Source organism: Stenotrophomonas sp. ESTM1D_MKCIP4_1, assembly GCF_003086895.1.
GTDB lineage: Bacteria > Pseudomonadota > Gammaproteobacteria > Xanthomonadales > Xanthomonadaceae > Stenotrophomonas.
This window is the reverse complement of sequence record NZ_CP026004.1, coordinates 3,284,728-3,301,935: the sequence shown is the minus strand read 5'-3', so window position 1 is coordinate 3,301,935 and position 17,208 is coordinate 3,284,728. Positions and strand designations below refer to the sequence as shown.

Annotated in this window: 17 protein-coding genes and 2 pseudogenes; 6 read left to right on the top strand and 13 right to left on the bottom strand. The window is 64.8% G+C overall.

Going from position 1 to position 17,208, the window contains the following annotated elements; genetic code table 11:
• Positions 1-309 precede the first annotated feature (309 nt).
• Complete coding sequence (locus tag C1924_RS15040; protein ID WP_108766024.1) at positions 310-1,059, top strand: DUF5343 domain-containing protein; 750 nt, start codon at positions 310-312, stop codon at positions 1,057-1,059.
• A gap of 448 nt (positions 1,060-1,507) precedes the next feature.
• Here the strand turns inward: C1924_RS15040 and C1924_RS15035 are convergent, their stop codons facing one another.
• Positions 1,508-2,758, bottom strand: a complete 1,251-nt coding sequence (locus tag C1924_RS15035) for a Y-family DNA polymerase (protein ID WP_108766023.1) — start codon at positions 2,756-2,758, stop codon at positions 1,508-1,510.
• The gene (umuD, locus tag C1924_RS15030; protein WP_108766022.1) at positions 2,742-3,224 is read right to left on the bottom strand and encodes a translesion error-prone DNA polymerase V autoproteolytic subunit; all 483 of its coding nucleotides are present in this window, start codon (positions 3,222-3,224) and stop codon (positions 2,742-2,744) included. The genes C1924_RS15035 and umuD overlap by 17 nt, the downstream gene beginning before the upstream one ends.
• A 362-nt stretch (positions 3,225-3,586) precedes the next feature.
• On the opposite strand from umuD, the pseudogene C1924_RS20710 reads away from it, so the two are divergent.
• Positions 3,587-3,947 (top strand): annotated as a pseudogene (locus C1924_RS20710) (addiction module antidote protein).
• Positions 3,948-3,964: 17 nt separating this feature from the next.
• Here C1924_RS20710 and C1924_RS15020 read toward each other — a convergent pair.
• From C1924_RS15020 to C1924_RS15010, 3 genes are all read right to left on the bottom strand, one after another.
• A complete protein-coding gene (locus tag C1924_RS15020; protein ID WP_108766021.1) occupies positions 3,965-4,378 on the bottom strand; it encodes a hypothetical protein in 414 nt (137 codons plus the stop codon).
• A 120-nt stretch (positions 4,379-4,498) separates the two neighbouring features.
• Positions 4,499-4,816 (bottom strand): hypothetical protein, encoded by a 318-nt coding sequence (locus tag C1924_RS15015; RefSeq protein WP_108767083.1) that lies wholly within the window; start codon positions 4,814-4,816, stop codon positions 4,499-4,501.
• A gap of 78 nt (positions 4,817-4,894) precedes the next feature.
• Positions 4,895-5,245, bottom strand: coding sequence for a hypothetical protein (locus tag C1924_RS15010; RefSeq protein WP_108766020.1), 351 nt, complete (start codon positions 5,243-5,245; stop codon positions 4,895-4,897).
• An 817-nt stretch (positions 5,246-6,062) separates the two neighbouring features.
• Here C1924_RS15010 and C1924_RS15005 point away from each other — a divergent pair.
• Positions 6,063-6,914: an alpha/beta hydrolase-fold protein gene (locus C1924_RS15005; protein WP_108766019.1), complete on the top strand. Its 852-nt coding sequence runs from the start codon at positions 6,063-6,065 to the stop codon at positions 6,912-6,914.
• A gap of 14 nt (positions 6,915-6,928) precedes the next feature.
• A complete protein-coding gene (locus C1924_RS15000) occupies positions 6,929-7,357 on the top strand; it encodes an SMI1/KNR4 family protein (protein WP_108766018.1) in 429 nt (142 codons plus the stop codon).
• A 122-nt stretch (positions 7,358-7,479) separates the two neighbouring features.
• Here C1924_RS15000 and C1924_RS14995 read toward each other — a convergent pair whose 3' ends face one another.
• Both C1924_RS14995 and C1924_RS14990 read right to left on the bottom strand, forming a co-directional pair.
• Positions 7,480-7,902, bottom strand: coding sequence for a response regulator (locus tag C1924_RS14995; RefSeq protein ID WP_108766017.1), 423 nt, complete (start codon positions 7,900-7,902; stop codon positions 7,480-7,482).
• An 81-nt stretch (positions 7,903-7,983) separates the two neighbouring features.
• Positions 7,984-8,740, bottom strand: a pseudogene (locus C1924_RS14990) (CPBP family glutamic-type intramembrane protease).
• A 147-nt stretch (positions 8,741-8,887) separates the two neighbouring features.
• Here C1924_RS14990 and C1924_RS14985 point away from each other — a divergent pair.
• Complete coding sequence (locus C1924_RS14985) at positions 8,888-9,190, top strand: zf-TFIIB domain-containing protein (RefSeq protein WP_108766016.1); 303 nt, start codon at positions 8,888-8,890, stop codon at positions 9,188-9,190.
• A gap of 284 nt (positions 9,191-9,474) precedes the next feature.
• On the top strand, positions 9,475-10,437 hold the full coding sequence (locus C1924_RS14980) for an IS110 family transposase (RefSeq protein WP_108763628.1): 963 nt from the start codon (positions 9,475-9,477) through the stop codon (positions 10,435-10,437).
• 54 nt (positions 10,438-10,491) lie between these two features.
• Here C1924_RS14980 and C1924_RS14975 read toward each other — a convergent pair whose 3' ends face one another.
• The 6 genes from C1924_RS14975 to C1924_RS14950 form a co-directional block, all read right to left on the bottom strand.
• Positions 10,492-11,004 carry a GNAT family N-acetyltransferase gene (locus C1924_RS14975; protein ID WP_108767082.1) on the bottom strand — a complete coding sequence of 171 codons (513 nt, stop codon included), beginning with the start codon at positions 11,002-11,004 and terminating at the stop codon, positions 10,492-10,494.
• 68 nt (positions 11,005-11,072) lie between these two features.
• Positions 11,073-12,056 carry a copper resistance protein B gene (locus tag C1924_RS14970; RefSeq protein WP_108766015.1) on the bottom strand — a complete coding sequence of 328 codons (984 nt, stop codon included), beginning with the start codon at positions 12,054-12,056 and terminating at the stop codon, positions 11,073-11,075.
• Complete coding sequence (locus C1924_RS14965; RefSeq protein WP_108766014.1) at positions 12,053-13,888, bottom strand: copper resistance system multicopper oxidase; 1,836 nt, start codon at positions 13,886-13,888, stop codon at positions 12,053-12,055. The genes C1924_RS14970 and C1924_RS14965 overlap by 4 nt, the downstream gene beginning before the upstream one ends.
• A 57-nt stretch (positions 13,889-13,945) precedes the next feature.
• A complete protein-coding gene (locus C1924_RS14960) occupies positions 13,946-14,326 on the bottom strand; it encodes a CopL family metal-binding regulatory protein (protein ID WP_108766013.1) in 381 nt (126 codons plus the stop codon).
• 127 nt (positions 14,327-14,453) lie between these two features.
• Positions 14,454-16,259 (bottom strand): DNA helicase RecQ, encoded by a 1,806-nt coding sequence (recQ, locus tag C1924_RS14955; protein ID WP_108766012.1) that lies wholly within the window; start codon positions 16,257-16,259, stop codon positions 14,454-14,456.
• Between the two features lie 354 nt (positions 16,260-16,613).
• Positions 16,614-17,168: a Dps family protein gene (locus C1924_RS14950; protein ID WP_254051147.1), complete on the bottom strand. Its 555-nt coding sequence runs from the start codon at positions 17,166-17,168 to the stop codon at positions 16,614-16,616.
• Positions 17,169-17,208: the final 40 nt, after the last annotated feature.

The following is a 17,208-nucleotide window of genomic DNA, read 5'->3' as shown; positions in this document are numbered from 1 at the left end:
CGGTACGCCTCCATGGCAGGGGCTTGGCTGGACAGCAGCAGCGCCATGGCGTCGGTGGTGGCCCCGCAGGTAGATCTGGCCGAGCCAGCTCTCCAAAACGCCTGCGACAAGTGTCTCCGTTGCCTTGACCAACCGCTGTAGCGTTACGAACCGGCTACAAAAGTTTGTCCAAATAAGATTTATAAAATTCTAACCCATTGAAATAACGGGTAAAAAGCTAAAAATCTCACGAATTGAGATTCGTTTTCCGTGAGTGGTTGATTTTCGTAAAGGGCGCAAGTAGGATTCCCCCATGATTCGGAGGCAGGTATGGCTGAACAACTCGACCCGACGAAAGGTGTTTCACCCGCATACGGTTCTTTCAAGACGCTGGTGAGCTTCGCGAACTCGATTCGTGATGGGGGCCATGTCCCTATGCAGATCGATAGAACGTTGATGGGCAGCCTGTCTGGATCTGGCAAATCTGAGACGATGACTGCGCTCAAGTTTCTCGGCTTGGCGGCAGGCGACAAGCCTGTGAAGCCTACGGCTCTGTTTGAAGAGTACGTGATGGCCGAAGATGCCGAGCGCCCGGCGGTGCTTAGGAAGATCCTTGAGGATGCCTACGCATTTTTACTCAAGGCACCGGACTTCGACATTGAGCGCGCCAGTACCGGACAGGTCTCTGATTTGTTCCGTCAGCAAGGCGTTCAGGGCAGCACCGTTGTGAAGGCAATAAGCTTCTTTCTGTCGGCAGCAAAGGAAGCCGGAATTAAGGTCTCGCACAACGTAAAGCCGCCCAAACTTACGTCTGGTGTCTCGAAGGCGAAGAAAGAAAAGCGGGTCGATCCAACCCCGGAGCCTGCTGTCGCACTACCTGCGGCTGTCACGGACGCTCAGCGTCCCAACACTCACAGGTTTGAGATACCGATCCCTGGCAAGCCAAGTGTTTCCGTAATCGTGCCTGACGATATGGATGCTGATGATTGGGAGATGCTCAGCCAGATGTTTGGAATCTATGTTGCGAGGTGGAAGAAGTACCCAAATGGAAGTGGATCTTCGGCCGATCAATTTCTATAACGGTAGGCCAGCATCCACGAAGCAAAAAGGGCGATGGCCGGCAAGCCATCGCCCTCATATACAACGATTTTTTAACAAATGACAAGGTGGTAAGGCACCCCTCTGTCACCTGAAGCGTCCTAGCGGGGACGGCGAAACGATATCTGGATTGCCGGCTTCAGGCAACTATTGCCTTCAATCTTGGTTGAAGGAAATCAAGACGATGGAACCGTTCGTCGCTCCACCTGGCTACACATGGGTGTTCTGCATGTCGTTCAGGCACTACATCACCGGGAAGCCGGTTTTCCGTAAGGATGGAAAGCCGTTTGCGTTCTTGGTCCGCCGAAAGTAAGACTCGGCCGACCACTGCGGAAACTGAAAGCCCCTCCCTTCACCGGGAGGGGCGATGCCGTCGCTCTAGAGCCTCGCACCGGCCAACCCGGTCGCTGGGTGCTTTTACCTCCCCAACTCAGCAGCGCGCTATGGGTATTTCCTGAACGGAAGTGGTGTAGTTCGGCGACAGCATGTGCTGCCGCATGCCCCACGCTGGCCGCGCCTGCCAACCCGATGCGCCAAGGCCGGCAGTGCCGCGCCCGAACTTCTGGTTGATCCGGTCCATTGTGGCCATCAGCCTCTCGTTGCCGACCACCGTCGGCCCGAACAGATCCGCCTGCAGCTCATCCGGCCTGGCCAGGTCGAGCAGCGCCACGCCGGCTTTCTTGTATCCGATCCCGTCGCGGAGCAGGCCGCGCAGCAGCTTGCGCACGATACCCAGCACCACGGTGGTGTCTGCGGTCGACGCGGGCAGTACGACGGTCCTGCTTGCGTTGTGCTGCCGCAGCTCCGGCCGAAACACGTCGGAATGGGCGAACACCCACACGCCGGCGGTGACCAGGCCCCGGGCACGCAGCTTTTCGCAGGCGCGCACAGCGAAGGTGGCCAGCGCCTGGGCAACGGCTTCGTGGTCCTCGACTCGGTCAGCGAACGATCGGCTGACCATGATCTGCTGCCGGTCTGGCTCCACCTCTTCCAGCTCCATGCAGGGATGCCCCTGCAGCTCGCGCTGGGTGCGCGCCAGCGTCACCCCGAAGGTGGCCAGAATGTCGTCCGCCGACGCGTCGCGCAGAGCAGCCGCGGTGCTGATGCCCATGGCTTCCAGTCGCGGCGCCAGCCGGCGGCCAACGCCCCACAGATCCCCGACGGGGAATGTCCGCAGCACCGAGTCTCGGTAGGCTGCGTCGCCAAGGTCGATCACGCCGTCGGCGCTCTTGGCCACCTTGTTGGCCAGCTTTGCCAGCGTCTTCGTCGGCCCGATGCCGATGCAATTGGGAATTCCGGTCCATCGGTGCACACGTTGCCGCAGATCCCGGGCGAATCGCTCGCGGTCCCGCACGCCCGCCAGATCGATGAAGCTCTCATCTATGCTGTAGACCTCGACGCGGGGCGCGGCCTCTCGCAGGATGGTGACGACGCGGGCGCTCATGTCGCCGTAAAGGCCGAAGTTGGCCGAGCGCATCTGCAGTCCATGGCGACGCACCAGGTGCTTCAGTTCGTGGGCCGGCTGGCCCATCTTGATGCCCAGGGCCTTGGCCTCGGCCGAGCGCGCGATTGCGCAACCATCGTTGTTGCTCAGCACCACCAGCGGCACGCCGCGCAGCGCCGGCTGAAACACGCGCTCGCAGCTGGCGTAGAAGTTGTTGCCGTCAACGAGTCCGAACATGGCTGCCTCGGCGCTTAACCTGGCGAACCACGCCAACTACGGCGAACACCTCGACCTCGGTCGGCTGCTCCAGCACGATGGGTGGGAAGTCTGGGTTGGCCGAGTGCAGCTCCATATGGTTCTCGAACAGCTGCAGCACCTTGCAGGTGGGCTGGTTGCCATCCCAGATAGCAATGACCAGGTCGCCGGCCAGCGGCGTGACTGACCGGTCCACCACCAGGATGTCCCCATCGCTGACGCCGGCGCCGCTCATGGACCAGCCATCGGCCCGGTACAAGAACGTGGCGGCCGGGTTTCGCACGAGCAGGCGGTGCAGATCGATCGCTTCATCCATGAAGTCGTCGGCGGGCGACGGGAAGCCCAGCCGCGCGCGCGCGGAGGCAAGGGGCACGAACTGCGCCGGGCCGTCGATCAGGGCGGGCCCGATGGGCCGCGCCAAGGTGTGAGGGAAGGGGAGGGACTGCATGGAGCGTACTCTGGGGGCGGCAGGTCTCACCCGCTGCGATGGCGTGATCTTAGTACAATTACTAACGGGATGTAGTGTCTCGAGTGCTGTCGGGAGGTGGGTCGGCCTCCAGAAAACTGAATGACTACCCTTTGCAGCGCAAGGGCTTTGGAGGCCAGGGTCCACAATTCGGGCTGGAGCATGTGATTGATTTTATTGGTAAGTATGGCGGACTTTTAATCTTTTGGTCGAAGGTTCGAATCCTTCACGGCCCACCACTGCATCAATGAATCAGGCGCCCGCTGGGCGCCTTTTTGTTGCTTCCTCAAAACTCAAGAAGCTTTGCAGGTCGTATCTGCTGCGGTGTCGAGTGACAAACCGTGATGGTGCATCCAGGCCCCGCGCTACCGCGTGTACTGCAGCTTGGACACCTTGTGAAGAAGAGTGCCAGCAAGACCCAGGTGGAGACCTATGACGTCGCCGAGCACCTGCGCACGCCTGCGGAAATGGCGGCCTATCTGGACGCATGCATCATCGAAAGTGGCGGTGATTCTGCGTTCATTGCCAAGGCGCTTGGCAATGTTGCCCGCGCACAGGGCATGACCAACGTGGCCCGCGATGCAGGCGTCTAGCGCAAAAGCCTCTACCGCACCCTGTGAGGTAACCGCCGTCCCGACTTCGCCACCCTCTCTCCTCAAGCTGACCAGAGCCTTGGGTGTGCAACTGCACGCCAGCGCCGTCTGACTCCGCAGTCCCCGACCTTACCGACCGTTCTTGCCTGCGGCCGGATCTGCGCCGGTAGCCATTCCATCCACCTTCGGTTGCATTGCAGCCGCCGCAGCTGCTGCCTCAATGGCCTCGGCCTCTGCTGCCGCCACTGCCGCCGCCGTACTCCCAGCGGCCGCGGGCTGCAGCTTCCCTCCCGCCGCCTCCGCATTTGCCGCCGCTTCTGCCATCCGCGCAATCTCAGCATTAACCGCATAGCGGCGGGCCTCCTGCTCGAGTTCCATCCAGGCATGAAAGCTCTCGGGATGTCTTGCGGCACAGGCCTGACCCACCAGCAGTACGGCACTGTCAGTCAGTCCGGGATGGATGTTAGCCAGCACGCAATCGCCGTAGGGCGCGGATGCGGCAGGGCCTGCGGCCATTGCGGCGAAGATGAGTGCATTCAACATGCCAACCTCCTTGTAAGCAGAATGCTGACTCTACATCGGTACGGCGCACGTCCGGTGAGAAAAGCCCTGGCGTGCAGCTGCATGCCACTGCGGCCTGAAGCAGCCAGATCGATCAGCGATCTAGTCTGATTCCGCAGCCATGGCGCGATCTGCTGCCGCCTGCGCGGCAGTAGCCGCCGCGTTCGCTGCTGCACTGGCAGACCGCACCGCTGCAGTACGATCTGCATCGAACCGCGCCTGCCGCTGGGCACTTTGTCGCCGTTCCAGTTCAATCGCGGCGGCAAAACTGTCGGGGTACTTCGCGGCACACGCCTGTTGCACCAACAGCACCGCGCGGTCGGTCAAACCGGGCTGGATGTTGCCCAGCAGGCAATCGCCATACGGCGCGGATGCTGCAGGGCCTGCAGCCAGTGCGGCAAACATCAGTACATTCAACATCTGAACCTCCTTGTAGTCCTGCATGAGGCCATGCACCGGCCCGACGCAATGGAGGGCCGGTGTATGGCAGATGTGCAGTTACTGTGGCCGGATATCCCGGCACACCAGTTCGGCCAATCCCCGGCACGCGAAGAACAGGCCGTCCACCACGCCTTCATCCACGTGCCTGTCGGGCGTGGACATCTGCCGGCAGCGGTCAGCGGCGTGCAGAAGTTCCGCCACGGTGAGCATGCCGACAGCGGCGCGTTCCACGCGCGCCAGGTCCTGCACGCGGCCGGGCAGCAATGTGGTCTCGGGCCAGAGCAGGCCGTCTGCGCCTTCGCCATCGCGGATGCGCTTGAGGCACCCCAGCAGGGTGCTCAGCTCGGGGGCGGGGTTGTGATCGTCATTCACACTTTCGCGGTTGGAGTACGGGGCATGTCGGGTCATCGTGGCTTCCTCTCGATGGAGCAGAAGGGCCACCGCGCAAGGCGGGTGGCGGACGGTGCGTGGCTGCAAGCCCGGATGACAGTAAGCAGTTAACCGGCGGGTCCGAAAACCCCCACGCACCGCCCGCCATAACGGCCGACGGATCACCCGCCGGCACCATCCAGAGACAGTGCCGACGGGTGAGCGCAAACAACGTGCTTACAGTCATTACGGGCTTGCAGGCCCGGTGCCACCCGTTGTCGGTGGCACGGCATGTTGGTTGCACCCGCGCTGAAATCTCAATCTGAAAATTGGGAAAGTGGTGCTCGACCGCACCTGCGCGACAGCAGTGTGTCAGGCTGTCACGACGCAGCAAACGACAGCACGCGACGCATCCATTCCAACGCTAAGCCAACCACGCACGAATGTGCCGCGATCAGCACTGTGGAGGCGATCTGCTGTGACCCGTCGCGGGTAAAGCTGGCTTCACTTTTTCTGCAGATGTGGGGCGCGGCAAACGTGCCTGGGGCATGATTTTCGGTGCAGATGCGACAGGGGGGCGTGCGAATTGGGTCATCCACGCATGGCGTGGATCTACTTCCGCCTGAGAAAGAATGCAGCGATCGCTGCGGCGATGCCGACCGGGATCAGGACGACCGCCAGAAGAATGATCCAATGCCAGATGCTGAAGCTACCCATATTCCAACTCCTTGTAGGGAATGGTGCAGGGTAGCATCGGTGGCTGAAGGCATTGCCCGATGCAGTTCACGCATTGCACCGGGGCCAACATGCCCGCAGTGGCGCTATGCTCGGCATCTTTCCCAGGATGGGTCGCTCCATGCGCTTGATCGTGCTGTCGCTGTTGTTGTCCGCCGTTGCCGCTGCGCCGCTGATGGCGGCCGAACCGATGCCGCGCATCCAGGCGGCGCCGGCTTCACCGCTGGTGATCGGCGAGACGTTCACGATTGAATCGAAGGCGCTGGGCGAAACGCGCCGTATCAACGTGTACCGCCCGCAGCCGTGGGATCTGGACCCGAAGGCACCGCTGCCGGTGCTGTACATGCCGGATGGCGGCATCGGCGAGGACTTTCTGCATGTGGCCGGGCTGGTGCAGGTGCTGAGTGGCAACGGCAGCATGCGGCCGTTCCTGCTGGTGGGCATCGAGAACACAGAGCGCCGCCGCGACATGACCGGCCCCAGCAGCGACCCGCAGGACCAGAAGATCGCCCCACGCATCGGGGGTTCGGCGGCCTACCGCGCGTTCCTGCGCGATGAGCTGATGCCGCAGGTACGCCAGCGCTACCCGACGACCGACGAGCGTGCGCTGATCGGCGAGTCGCTGGCCGGCCTGTTCGTGGTGGAAACGCTGTTGCAGGAACCGACGCTGTTCAACAGCTACATTGCGTTGGACCCCAGCCTGTGGTGGAACAAGGGCGCGCTGCTGGCATCGGCGCAGCAGCGGCTGTCGGCCGTAACCAAGGCCGGCCCGCGTGTGTTCCTGGCCAGCAGCGGCCAGCCGGAGCTGGCGCAGACCACGGCACAGCTGGCCACGCTGCTGCAGCAGGCCTCGCCGTCACCGCTGGTGAAGTACCAGCCGTTGCCGGAAGAGACCCACGCAACGATCTACCACCCGGCTGCGCTGCAGGCGCTGCGCACGCTGTTCCCCGCGCCTGCGCCGGCCACGCCGTGATGCAGCGGGAGCCGATGCCCGCCGAACTGGTTGCCAGGGTGGAATCCCTGCTGGCCGAGCATCCCAGCCTGCGCGGGCAACCGGCAACGGACGCCGAGATCGAAGCGGCCCAGCAGACACTCGGTATCGTGTTTGCGCCGCAGTACGTGGCCTTCATCAAGCACTTCGGCGGTTCGTTCGGTGGCGTGGATATCCACGCGTTCGCGAACGGTTCGTTGATCGGGCGTTGTACCGTGACCGAGCTGACCCTGCGTTTCCGTGAGCGTTACGGCGACGACGTGTCGGATCATCTGCGCACTGCGCTGGCCATTTCCGATGATGGTGCAGGCAATCCTGTCCTGATTTCCACGGAGGGCGAAATCATGCTTTACCTGCATGACGAGAACGAGGTGGAAGTGCTGTTCCCCTCGTTGTACGACATGATGGACGCGTGGGTACCGTGATCCTGCATCTGACGACGGACTGAAGGAACGCTTCATCCATCGCGTTCGCGAGCATCGGCTGGTAGGGGAACGCCTAGTTCATCCACGCATGGCGTGGATCTACTGTCGGGTGGATCGATGCGTCAGGCTGCCTGCGCTTCCGGTCCGGTCAGCACGCCGGCATCGGCATGGCGGAAGCACAGCCGGATGGCGTCGAGCAGTTCGCTCATGTTGTACGGCTTGGGCAGGAAGTGGATGCCATCGCGCAGCTGCGGCAGCACGGCGTGCTGGTCCATGCCGGAGGTGACCAGGATGGGCAGGTGCGGGTACAGGCCACGCGCGCGGTTGGCGGCCTCGATGCCGCTGACCAGGCCCAGGTTGACGTCGGTGAACAGCAGGTCGAAGCGCTCGCCGGCTGCCAGCAGGCCCAGCGCGGCTTCGGCCGAGCTCACGCCCACCACCTGGCAGGCCTGGCTTTCCAGCGCCAGCCGGCTCAATTCGCGGGTTTCCTCGGCATCCTCGATCAGCAGGACGCGGGGTTCAACGTGGCGCTTGGACAACAACATGACGCGACAACTCCGGACAGCAACGGTGAAAAGGCGCGCAAGTATGCTTGACGCATGAGTGATACCGGTGTGCAGGGGTGGCTAAGGGAGCGTTACAGCACGCTTTCGCCGCGCATACAGGCTCAATACGACAACAGCGAGCAGGGCGGTACCGATGCGCAGGCTGGTCGCCTGCCAGCCGAGCGCAGCTGCGTCATCCAGGCTGAATACGTTCCAGGCCAGGTTCATCGACACGTGCAGGGCCAGGCCGCACCACAGGGTGTCGCCATCCAGATGGTCGAGCCAGGCGAAGATGAAGCCGCCCAGCGCGATGACTGCACCGACGAACAGGGCCGTGCCGCCGCCGTCCAGACCGCCGAAGCCCAGCCAGTGCACCATGCCGAACAGCAGCGCCTGCGGCAGGGCCAGCAGGGGCCAGGGGCCGCGGACGATCTTCATCAAGAGCACGAAGCCCAGGCCACGGAACAGCACTTCCTCGGCCAGCGGGAACAGCAGGGCCAGCATGGTGGCATCGAGCGGGGTAAGTGCGGTGTTGGGCGTGCCCAGCGCCGCAAGGCCGAGCCAGCAGGTCAGGCTGGCCAGCAGCACCCACGCCGGCCCGCTGGCGCCGTTCCAGCCCAGGCCCAGGCTTGCGGCGCGGGCGCAGCAGGGCAGCCAGCAGCAGCGCCACCAGTACGGCCAGGGCGTTGTCGAGCAGGCTGCCGCCATAGGGAATGGGCAGGGCGGGGATGGGCAGGCCCGCTGCGGCGGTGATGTCGCGCAGATTCAGGCCGAGGCCGACGCCGAGCAGCACCAGCAGCAGGCGCACGGCGGTGGGCAGGCGGGAGGGCGTGGGCATGCGCGCATTCCTTGCGGGACAAGCCTGCAGTGTGGGCGGCGGACACCGCGCGGGCACGCGCCGTAAGTCCTTGTGCCATCGGTCATGTTGCCGAACAGTCATCGAGGCACAGGTACAGTCGAAGGCTGACCAACAGGAGTGACGCCCATGCAGTGCCCCGTGTGTACGACCCAGACCCTGCAGATGGCCGAGCGCCACGGCATCGAGATCGACTACTGCCCGGGCTGCCGCGGCGTGTGGCTGGACCGGGGCGAGTTGGACAAGATCATCGAGCGGGCCGGTGCTGCCGTGCAGGCGCCGGTGCAGGCCGCGCCGCAGGTGGCGCCGCAGGTGGTGCACCGGGATACCCGCCATCTGGGCCAGCGTTATGACGACAACCGTGGGCAGCATGGCCACGGGTACAAGAAAAAGAAGAAGGAAAGCTTCCTGTCGGAGCTGTTCGATTTCTAAGGGTGGATGACGGGTAGAGTCGAGCTTGCTCGACTGCTTCTGCGGCAGTCGAGCAAGCTTGTATGTTCCTCCCGGCTCCTACGAGGTATGTAGGAGCCAGGGTGGAGGGACCGTCAAGCAAGCATCTGCGGAATCGAGCCGACAGACGAGTCGAGCGATCCCCATCCCGCACACGAACGTCGATAAAGGATCGTACGGCCCCCAAAAGGGGATCGTCGATGTAGGCAAGCTAACGTCGGTGCGGTACCACCCCAGCCCCTTAAAGATAGCTGGGAGCAGTGCAAATGTCCGATTCTCTTGTGATTGGTCTGGATGTGGACTCCAAGGAGCTCGTGCCAGCGGTGGCCGACTGCAAGGCAGGTGACAGAATCCCGAACACCAAGGCTGGCATCGCCAGATGGCTCAAGACGCTCCCGCCGCGATGCCGGATTGGCATGGAAGCGACCGGCAAGCACTATGAGTTGGTGGCGCGTATGGCTATTCAAGCCGGTCACGTGGTCTACGTGATCAATCCTCGCTGGATCAAGAACTACGGCAAGGCGACCGGCGCACGCGGCAAGACCGATGCGATGGATGCCCAGGTGATCGCCCGGTACGTGAAGAAAGAAAGCGACCGCTTGCGTGAATACGTGCCACGCAGCGACGAGCAGCAGCAGATGCACGACCTGCTGCGCAAGCGACAGACGCTGGTGGAGACCCGGGCGCGTTTGGAACAGTCCTTCGAGGTCACCAAGAGCGCCCCAGGCGAACTGGCAGATATCCTTCAGGCAATGGCCAGCACGCTGTCGGAACTGGAAAGCCAACTGCAGCAGTTGTGCCGAGATGGAGAGCACGAAGCGCTCTACAAGCGTCTGCTGACCATTCCGGGGATCGGTCCGGCCGTGGCGGCGCATCTGGTCTACTACATGACGCGCTGGCCGCTGGCCAACGCCAACGCATGGATCGCCTGCACCGGCCTGGACCCTCGGCCCAACGAATCCGGCGGCAGAACGGGGCGGCGTCGACTGTCCAAACAAGGCGCGCCCGTACTGCGCCAGATGCTGTACATGGCGGCTATGGGTCTCAAGCGTTGCCGCGGCGGGCAGCCGCTTTACGACGATCTATCAGGGCGCGGACACCCAAGCACAGCCGTATTCAACATTCTGGCCAGAAAGCTGGCCAGGATTGCGTGGGGTGTATTCAAGAGCGGCAAGGATTTCGATCCAGCCCTGTTGAAGGTGGGCCAAGCCCGCTTCCAGCAGGCTTGACTGCGAACATAGGATCTCGACTCTACGGATCAGGGCAGTAGAGCTTGCGCGGCGCTACGTGCGGCGCAGGATGTACTCGCGGTCGCGGGTGCTGCCGACGATGAAGTCGTACTCGCCGGCCTTTTCGCAGCCGTAGCGTGAGTAGAAGCGCTGGGCGGCGATGTTCTCTTCCCATACGCCCACCCACAGGGTGCGGCGCTGTGGCTGGTCCAGCCAGGCGATGAAGGTGTCCATCAGGCGTGCGCCATGGCCGCCGTTCTGGTGGGCGGCCAGGATATACAGCCGCTTCAGTTCGATGTCGCCGTCGCGTGCTTCGGCATGCGGCAGGGTGTTGGCACCGGCGGCCAGATAGCCCACTACATCGCCGCCATCGAGCAGCAGCCAGACGGCGCTGCGTGGGTCGGTGAGTTCCTCGCGTTGCGGCGTGCTGCCGTAGTGCGCCTGCAGGAATTCGTCCAGTTCCTGCGGTGGGTACGAGTCCCCCCAGGTTTCGGTGTAGGTGGCAATGGCAATGGCCGAAAGCGCTTCGGCGTCGGCCAGGGTGGCGCGGCGGATCTGCAGGGACATGGCGATGTGTGGGATGGAACGCGACGCAGTGTAGCGGGCCCCGGCAGGTGCCGGGGCCATGCAGTGCCTCAGAACCACATGCGCACACCGGCCACCCAGCGCGTGTCGCGCGCGTGGTCACCGGCATGGTCGGCGCCATCACCAAAACGGCGCTCGTGGCTGATGCCGATGTACGGCGCGAAGCGACGGCTGAACTCGTAGCGCAGGCGCAGGCCGGTTTCGACCTTGTCCAGGCCGCGGCCGATGCCGTGTTCGGGTTCGTCCTTGGCGGCCAGCGTGGCTTCCACCAGCGGCTGCAGGATCAGCCGGTTGGTCAGCAGCACCTCGTACTCCACTTCGGCCTTGGCCAGCACCTGCCCACCCGAGCCCAGATAGAGCGTGGCCGAGCTTTCAAACTTGTACGGCGCCAGGCCCTGGATGCCGATGGCGGCCCAGGTGCGCGAATCTGCGGGGCGGAAGTCCTGGCGCATGCCCACCAGCACGTCCCACCACGGCGACACGCTGCGGCCGTACAGGGCTTCCAGCGAGGAGGACTCGGTGCGGCCGCCACTGCGCTCGCCCTCGCTGCGCAGCCAGAGGCGGTTGATGTTGCCGCCGATCCAGCCGGTGGCTTCCCAGGCCTGGCCATCGCCGTTCTTTCCGTCCCACTGCTCCAGGCGGTCCACCAGCAGCAGGCTGTTGATGTCCGGGGCGTGCTCCATCGCGCCATGGTCGATGGGCGGGAATGCGGCAGCGCGGTCGGCATCGGTCGGAACCGGGATCGGTTCGCGCGGTTCGCTGGGGGCGGGCATGTCGTGGCCCATCGCCGCATGATCCATCTGCGAGTGATCCACCGCGCCGTGATCCATGCTTGAGTGATCCATGCTCGAGTGGTCCATCTTCGAGTGGCCCATCGTTGAATGGTCCATCTGCGAATGATCGACCGGCTTCGGTGCGGCCATGTCATGGCCGGCATGGTCGCCATGCGACTGTGCGAAGGCGGGCAGGGCCGCGGCGACGCCGATGGCCAGCACGCTGCCTGTGATCGTGCGTTGAGAGAGCAGGCGGCTCATTCTTCGATCCTCACTTCGCGCATCATCCCCGCTTCCATGTGGTACAGCAGATGGCAGTGGTAGGCCCAGCGGCCCAGTGCATCGGCGCGGACGCGGTAACTGCGGCGGGTACCGGGCGGCATGTCCACGGTGTGCTTGCGCACCTGGAATTCGCCCTGTGCGTTTTCCACGTCGCTCCACACACCGTGCAGGTGGATGGGGTGCTGCATCATGGTGTCGTTGACCAGCACGATGCGCATGCGCTCGCCGTAGTTCAGCCGCAGCGGTTCGGCGCTGGCGAAGGGAATGCCATCGAACGACCAGGCGAATTTTTCCATGTGGCCGGTCAGGTGCAGTTCGATCTCGCGGCTGGGTTCGCGGCCGTCGGGGTCCTCGAACAGGCTGTGCATGGCGCCGTAGGTGAGCACCTGGCGGCCGTTGTCACGCAGGCCGATGCCGGGGTCATCCAGCTTCGGGTCGGTGGCCGAGCTCTGCATGTCCACCAGCGGGTTGTTGCGCTCGCTGGCGGGGTGCTTCGGGGCTTTGCTGGCGGTGTCGCCGCCGTGAGCGCCGTGACCCATGCTGGCACCGCAGCCGCCTTCCATGCTCTTCATCGCGGCCATGTCGTGGCCACCGTGGCCACCCATGTCATGGCCCGACATACCTGGGAGATGGGCCATGTCGTGGCCCATGTCCGACATCGTCAGCAGCGGGCGCGGGTCGCGCTGCGGAACCGGGGCCTGCAGGCCATGGCGCACGGCGAGGGTGCCGGCGGCGAAGCCGGTGCGGCCCATGTCCTGGCAGAAGATCGTGAACGCATCCTGGCCGGTGGGCTCCACCAGCACGTCAAACGTCTCGGCCGGGGCGATGCGGAATTCATCGATGCTGACCGGATGGATGTACTGGCCGTCGGCGGCGACCACGGTCATCTTCAGGCCGGGAATGCGCACGTCGAAGTAGGTCATCGAGGCGCCGTTGATGAAGCGCAGCAGCACCTTTTCACCGCTGCGGAACAGCCCGGTCCAGTTGCCGGCCGGGGCCGTGCCGTTCATCAGATAGGTGTAGGTGTGCGCGTTGACGTCGGAGATGTCAGTGGGCGTCATCCGCATGCGGCCCCACATGCCACGGTCGGCAATCGCCGCCGACCAGCCATCGCGGCGCACGTCGCGCACGAAGTCGGGCAGGGTGCGCTTGTAGTAGTTGTCGTGCTCGGCGAGTTTCTTCATGCGCCGGAACAGCGCGCGCGGATCCATGTCGGTCCAGTCCGAGAGAAGGATGACGTGCTCGCGGTCGTGGTGGTACGGCGCCGGTTCGGCCGGGTCGATGATGAGCGCGCCATACAGGCCGGCCTGCTCCTGGAACATCGAATGGCTGTGGTACCAGTAGGTGCCCGACTGCTTCAACTGGAAGTGGTAGTGGTAGGTCTCGCCGGGGCCGATGCCGTTGAAGCTGAGGCCGGGCACGCCGTCCATGTTGGCTGGCAGCAGGATGCCGTGCCAGTGGATGGAGGTGGGGTGGCGGTCGAGCGTGTTGCGCACGAACAGGTCCACCGTCTGGCCCTCGCGCCAGCGCAGGATGGGCGCGGGCAGCGAGCCGTTGACGGTGATGGCCGGGCGGGTGCGGCCGGTGAAGTTGGCCAGCGACTCGCCGATGGCCAGCTCGACGCGGGTATCGGTGAGCACGGCCGGTGCGCCGGCCAGGCGTGGGGTGGCGCTGGCAGCGGCGAGGGCACGCTGCGGTACGCCGAGGGCGGCAGCGCCGGCGACCACGCCGCCAGCGGCGAGGCCCTGCACGAACAGGCGGCGCGACGGCAGGGGCAGGGCGCCCGTACCGGGGGGAATGCGGGTATTCATGGGTGACTCCAGACACGGGAAGGCGCCGGCAGCAGGCCGGCAGCGGTACGCGTGGAATCAGCCGATGGGAGGGCGTGAAATGGGAGGCAGCGGCGGTGCCGGGCGGCCGGCGCCGGGCATCGGCTGCGGGGCCAGCGACAGCGCCGGGCCAGCCACGAACGCGTGTGGCTGCACCGCCAGCAAGGGATGCTGGGCGCAGCTGCGCACGCAGTCCTTGATCTGGCAATGCGCGTCGTGGGCATGTGCTTCGGCCTGCGGCGCGGGTTCGGCCTTCATGCCGACGTGGTGGTGGCAATCGGGCTCGTCCGCCTCGGCGGTGGCCATGGCATGCGCCATCTGCCCCATCCGCTCGTGCCCGCCGGCCATGGCCGCGTTCAGCCCGTTGAGCAACAGGCTGAGCATGAGCACGACACGGAGCAGGGTCGAGGCGAGGGACATGGGCGTCAATCTAGCGGCAAGCGGGGCGCGATGCACATCTGGCTGAATGGATGGTTCAAGGTTGGAGCAGGACGAGGGTAGCGCCGGGTCACGCCCGGCGAGCGCGCAGCGCGGCGCGGGAAAACGGTCACCCCTCCTCGCGCACGATCTCCACCAGGCGCGGGCCGTAGCGGCTCAGCTTGGTGCCACCGATGCCGCCAACCCGGGCGAGTTCATCCAGGCTGGTGGGGCGCTGTTCGGCGATGTTACGCAGGGTGCTGTCGTGGAAGATCACGAAGGCCGGTACGTTCTGTTCCCGGGCCAGTTCGGCACGCAGGCCACGCAGGGCGTTGAACAGGGCCAGGTCCTGCGGCAGCACCGACAGACCGGTGCGCTGGGCGCTGCGCTCGCGCCCGCCGGTAGCACTGGCGGCATCACGGCGCATGCTGACCTGGCGGCGGCCGGTCAGCACGTCACGGCTGGCGTCGGTCAGGCGCAGGCCGCCGTGGCCCTCGCTGTCCACTTCCAGCATGCTGGCGGCCACCAGCTGGCGGAACACGCTGCGCCAGGTACGCGCATCCAGGTCGCGGCCGATGGCGTAGGTGCTCAGCTTGTCGTGGCCCTGCTGCTTGATCTTCTCGTTCTCGCTGCCACGCAGGATGTCGATCAGATGGCCGACGCCGAAGCGCTGGCCACTGCGGTAGACGCAGCTCAGCGCCTTCTGCGCGGGAATGGTGGCATCCCAGGCGGCCGGCGGGGTCAGGCAGTTGTCGCAGTTTCCGCAGGGCTGGGGATAGGTTTCGCCGAAGCCGGCCAGCAGCACCTGGCGGCGGCACTGCATGGATTCGCAGTAGCCCAGCAGATGGTCCAGCTTGCCGCGTTCAAGCTGCTTGCGCTCTTCGCTGGCCTCGGACTGCTCGATCATCTGCTTGAGCAGCACCACGTCGCCCAGCCCGTAGCACAGCCAGGCCTCGGCGGCCTCGCCATCACGGCCGGCGCGGCCGGTTTCCTGATAGTAGCCTTCCATCGACTTGGGCAGGTCGGTATGCGCCACGAAGCGCACGTCCGGCTTGTCGATACCCATGCCGAAGGCGATGGTGGCGCACATGACGATGCCGTCTTCGCGCAGGAAGCGGCGCTGGTTGTTCGCCCGCACCTCCGGCGGCAGGCCGGCGTGGTAAGGCAGGGCATTGAAGCCCTGGCCGCAGAGGAACTCGGCGGTTTCCTCGACCTTGCGCCGCGACATGCAGTACACGATGCCGGCCTCGCTGCGGTGGCCGCGCAGGAAATCGGTCAGCTGCTTGCGGGCGTTGTCCTTCTGCACCACGGTGTAGCGGATGTTGGGGCGGTCGAACGAGCTGACGAAGTGCCGGGCCTGCGCCAGATCCAGGCGCTCGGCGATCTCGCGCTGGGTGGGCGGGTCGGCGGTGGCGGTGAGGGCGATGCGCGGAATGTCCGGCCAGCGCTCGTGCAGCACGGTGAGCTGGCGGTACTCCGGGCGGAAATCATGGCCCCACTGCGACACGCAGTGCGCTTCGTCGATGGCGAACAGGGCGATGTGGCTGCGCGAGAGCAGGGACAGGAAGCGCCCGGTGAGCAGGCGCTCGGGGGCGACATAGAGCATGTCCAGTTCGCCGGCCAGCAGCTCGCGTTCGACGCGGGCGGCGGTTTCACCATCCAGGGTGGAGTTCAGGTATTCGGCGCGCACGCCAAGCTGGCGCAGGGCTTCGACCTGGTCCTGCATGAGCGCGATGAGCGGGGAGATGACGATGCCACATCCGTCACGCAGCAGGGCCGGGACCTGGTAGCACAGCGACTTGCCGCCGCCGGTGGGCATCAGGACCAGGGCGTCATGGCCGGCAGCCACATGCTCCACGATGTCCTGCTGGGGACCACGGAAATCGTCGTAACCAAAGACGCGTTGAAGCAGATCGTGCGCGGGACGGGAAGCCATCCGGCTAGTTTACCCCGGCGGGGGTGGTAGGGGTTCGGCAGGGCTGCGCCCTGGGAACGCGCCATCGCATGCGCGCTGACTCAGGGGGCTCTGCCCCAGACCTGGCCCGGTGGCCGTAGATCCACGCCATGCGTGGATGAATCTGTCAGATATCGATAAGCAAAATGGGGTCGGAGCCCGTTGCGTGGCAACGGGATCCGACCCCAGGACGTCCCGACCTGCTGCCAGCCCAGACAGCCCCCTCTGTTGAGGGGGGCGCGCCGACAGGCGCGGGGAGAGGCCGGCATGTGATGCAGGGTCCATGATTCCGTGCAGCGGAATCATGGAAACCTGCAGGGGCGAAGCCCTGAAGGGTTACTGCAGCAGCGAGCGCAGCATCCAGGCGTACTTCTCGTGGGTCTGCAGGCGCTGGGTCATCAGATCCTCGGTCGGGGCGTCGTCGGCATCGTCAGCCACATCCAGCACTTCACGGGCCGTGCGGCAGACCGCTTCGTTGGCAACGACCAACTGGCGTACCATCTCACGCCAGTCCGCACTGTCGGTCAGGCCCGGCTCCTCGGCGATCGAGGTGAGCGCAGCGAATTCCCGGTAGGAGCCCGGGGCATTGAACCCCAGCGCACGGATACGCTCGGCCACATCGTCCAGGGCCGCCCACTGCTCGGTGTACTGGGTCTCGAACATGGTGTGCAGCGAGTTGAACATCGACCCGGTCACGTTCCAGTGGAAGTTGTGGGTCTTCAGGTAGAGCGTGAACGCATCAGCCTGGAACCGCGACAGACCGTCGGCGATCTTCTTGCGGTTGCCCTGGGTGATCCCGATATCGATGTTGGGGGCCGACGGTGCCGCCGCAGCCAGCTTCTGCTTGCCGGTCCTGCTCTTGGGCGGGGTCGTGCTCTTGGTCTTCGCCATGGGGTTCCTCCTTGTGGAATCGTTGGCCTTCACAGTAAAT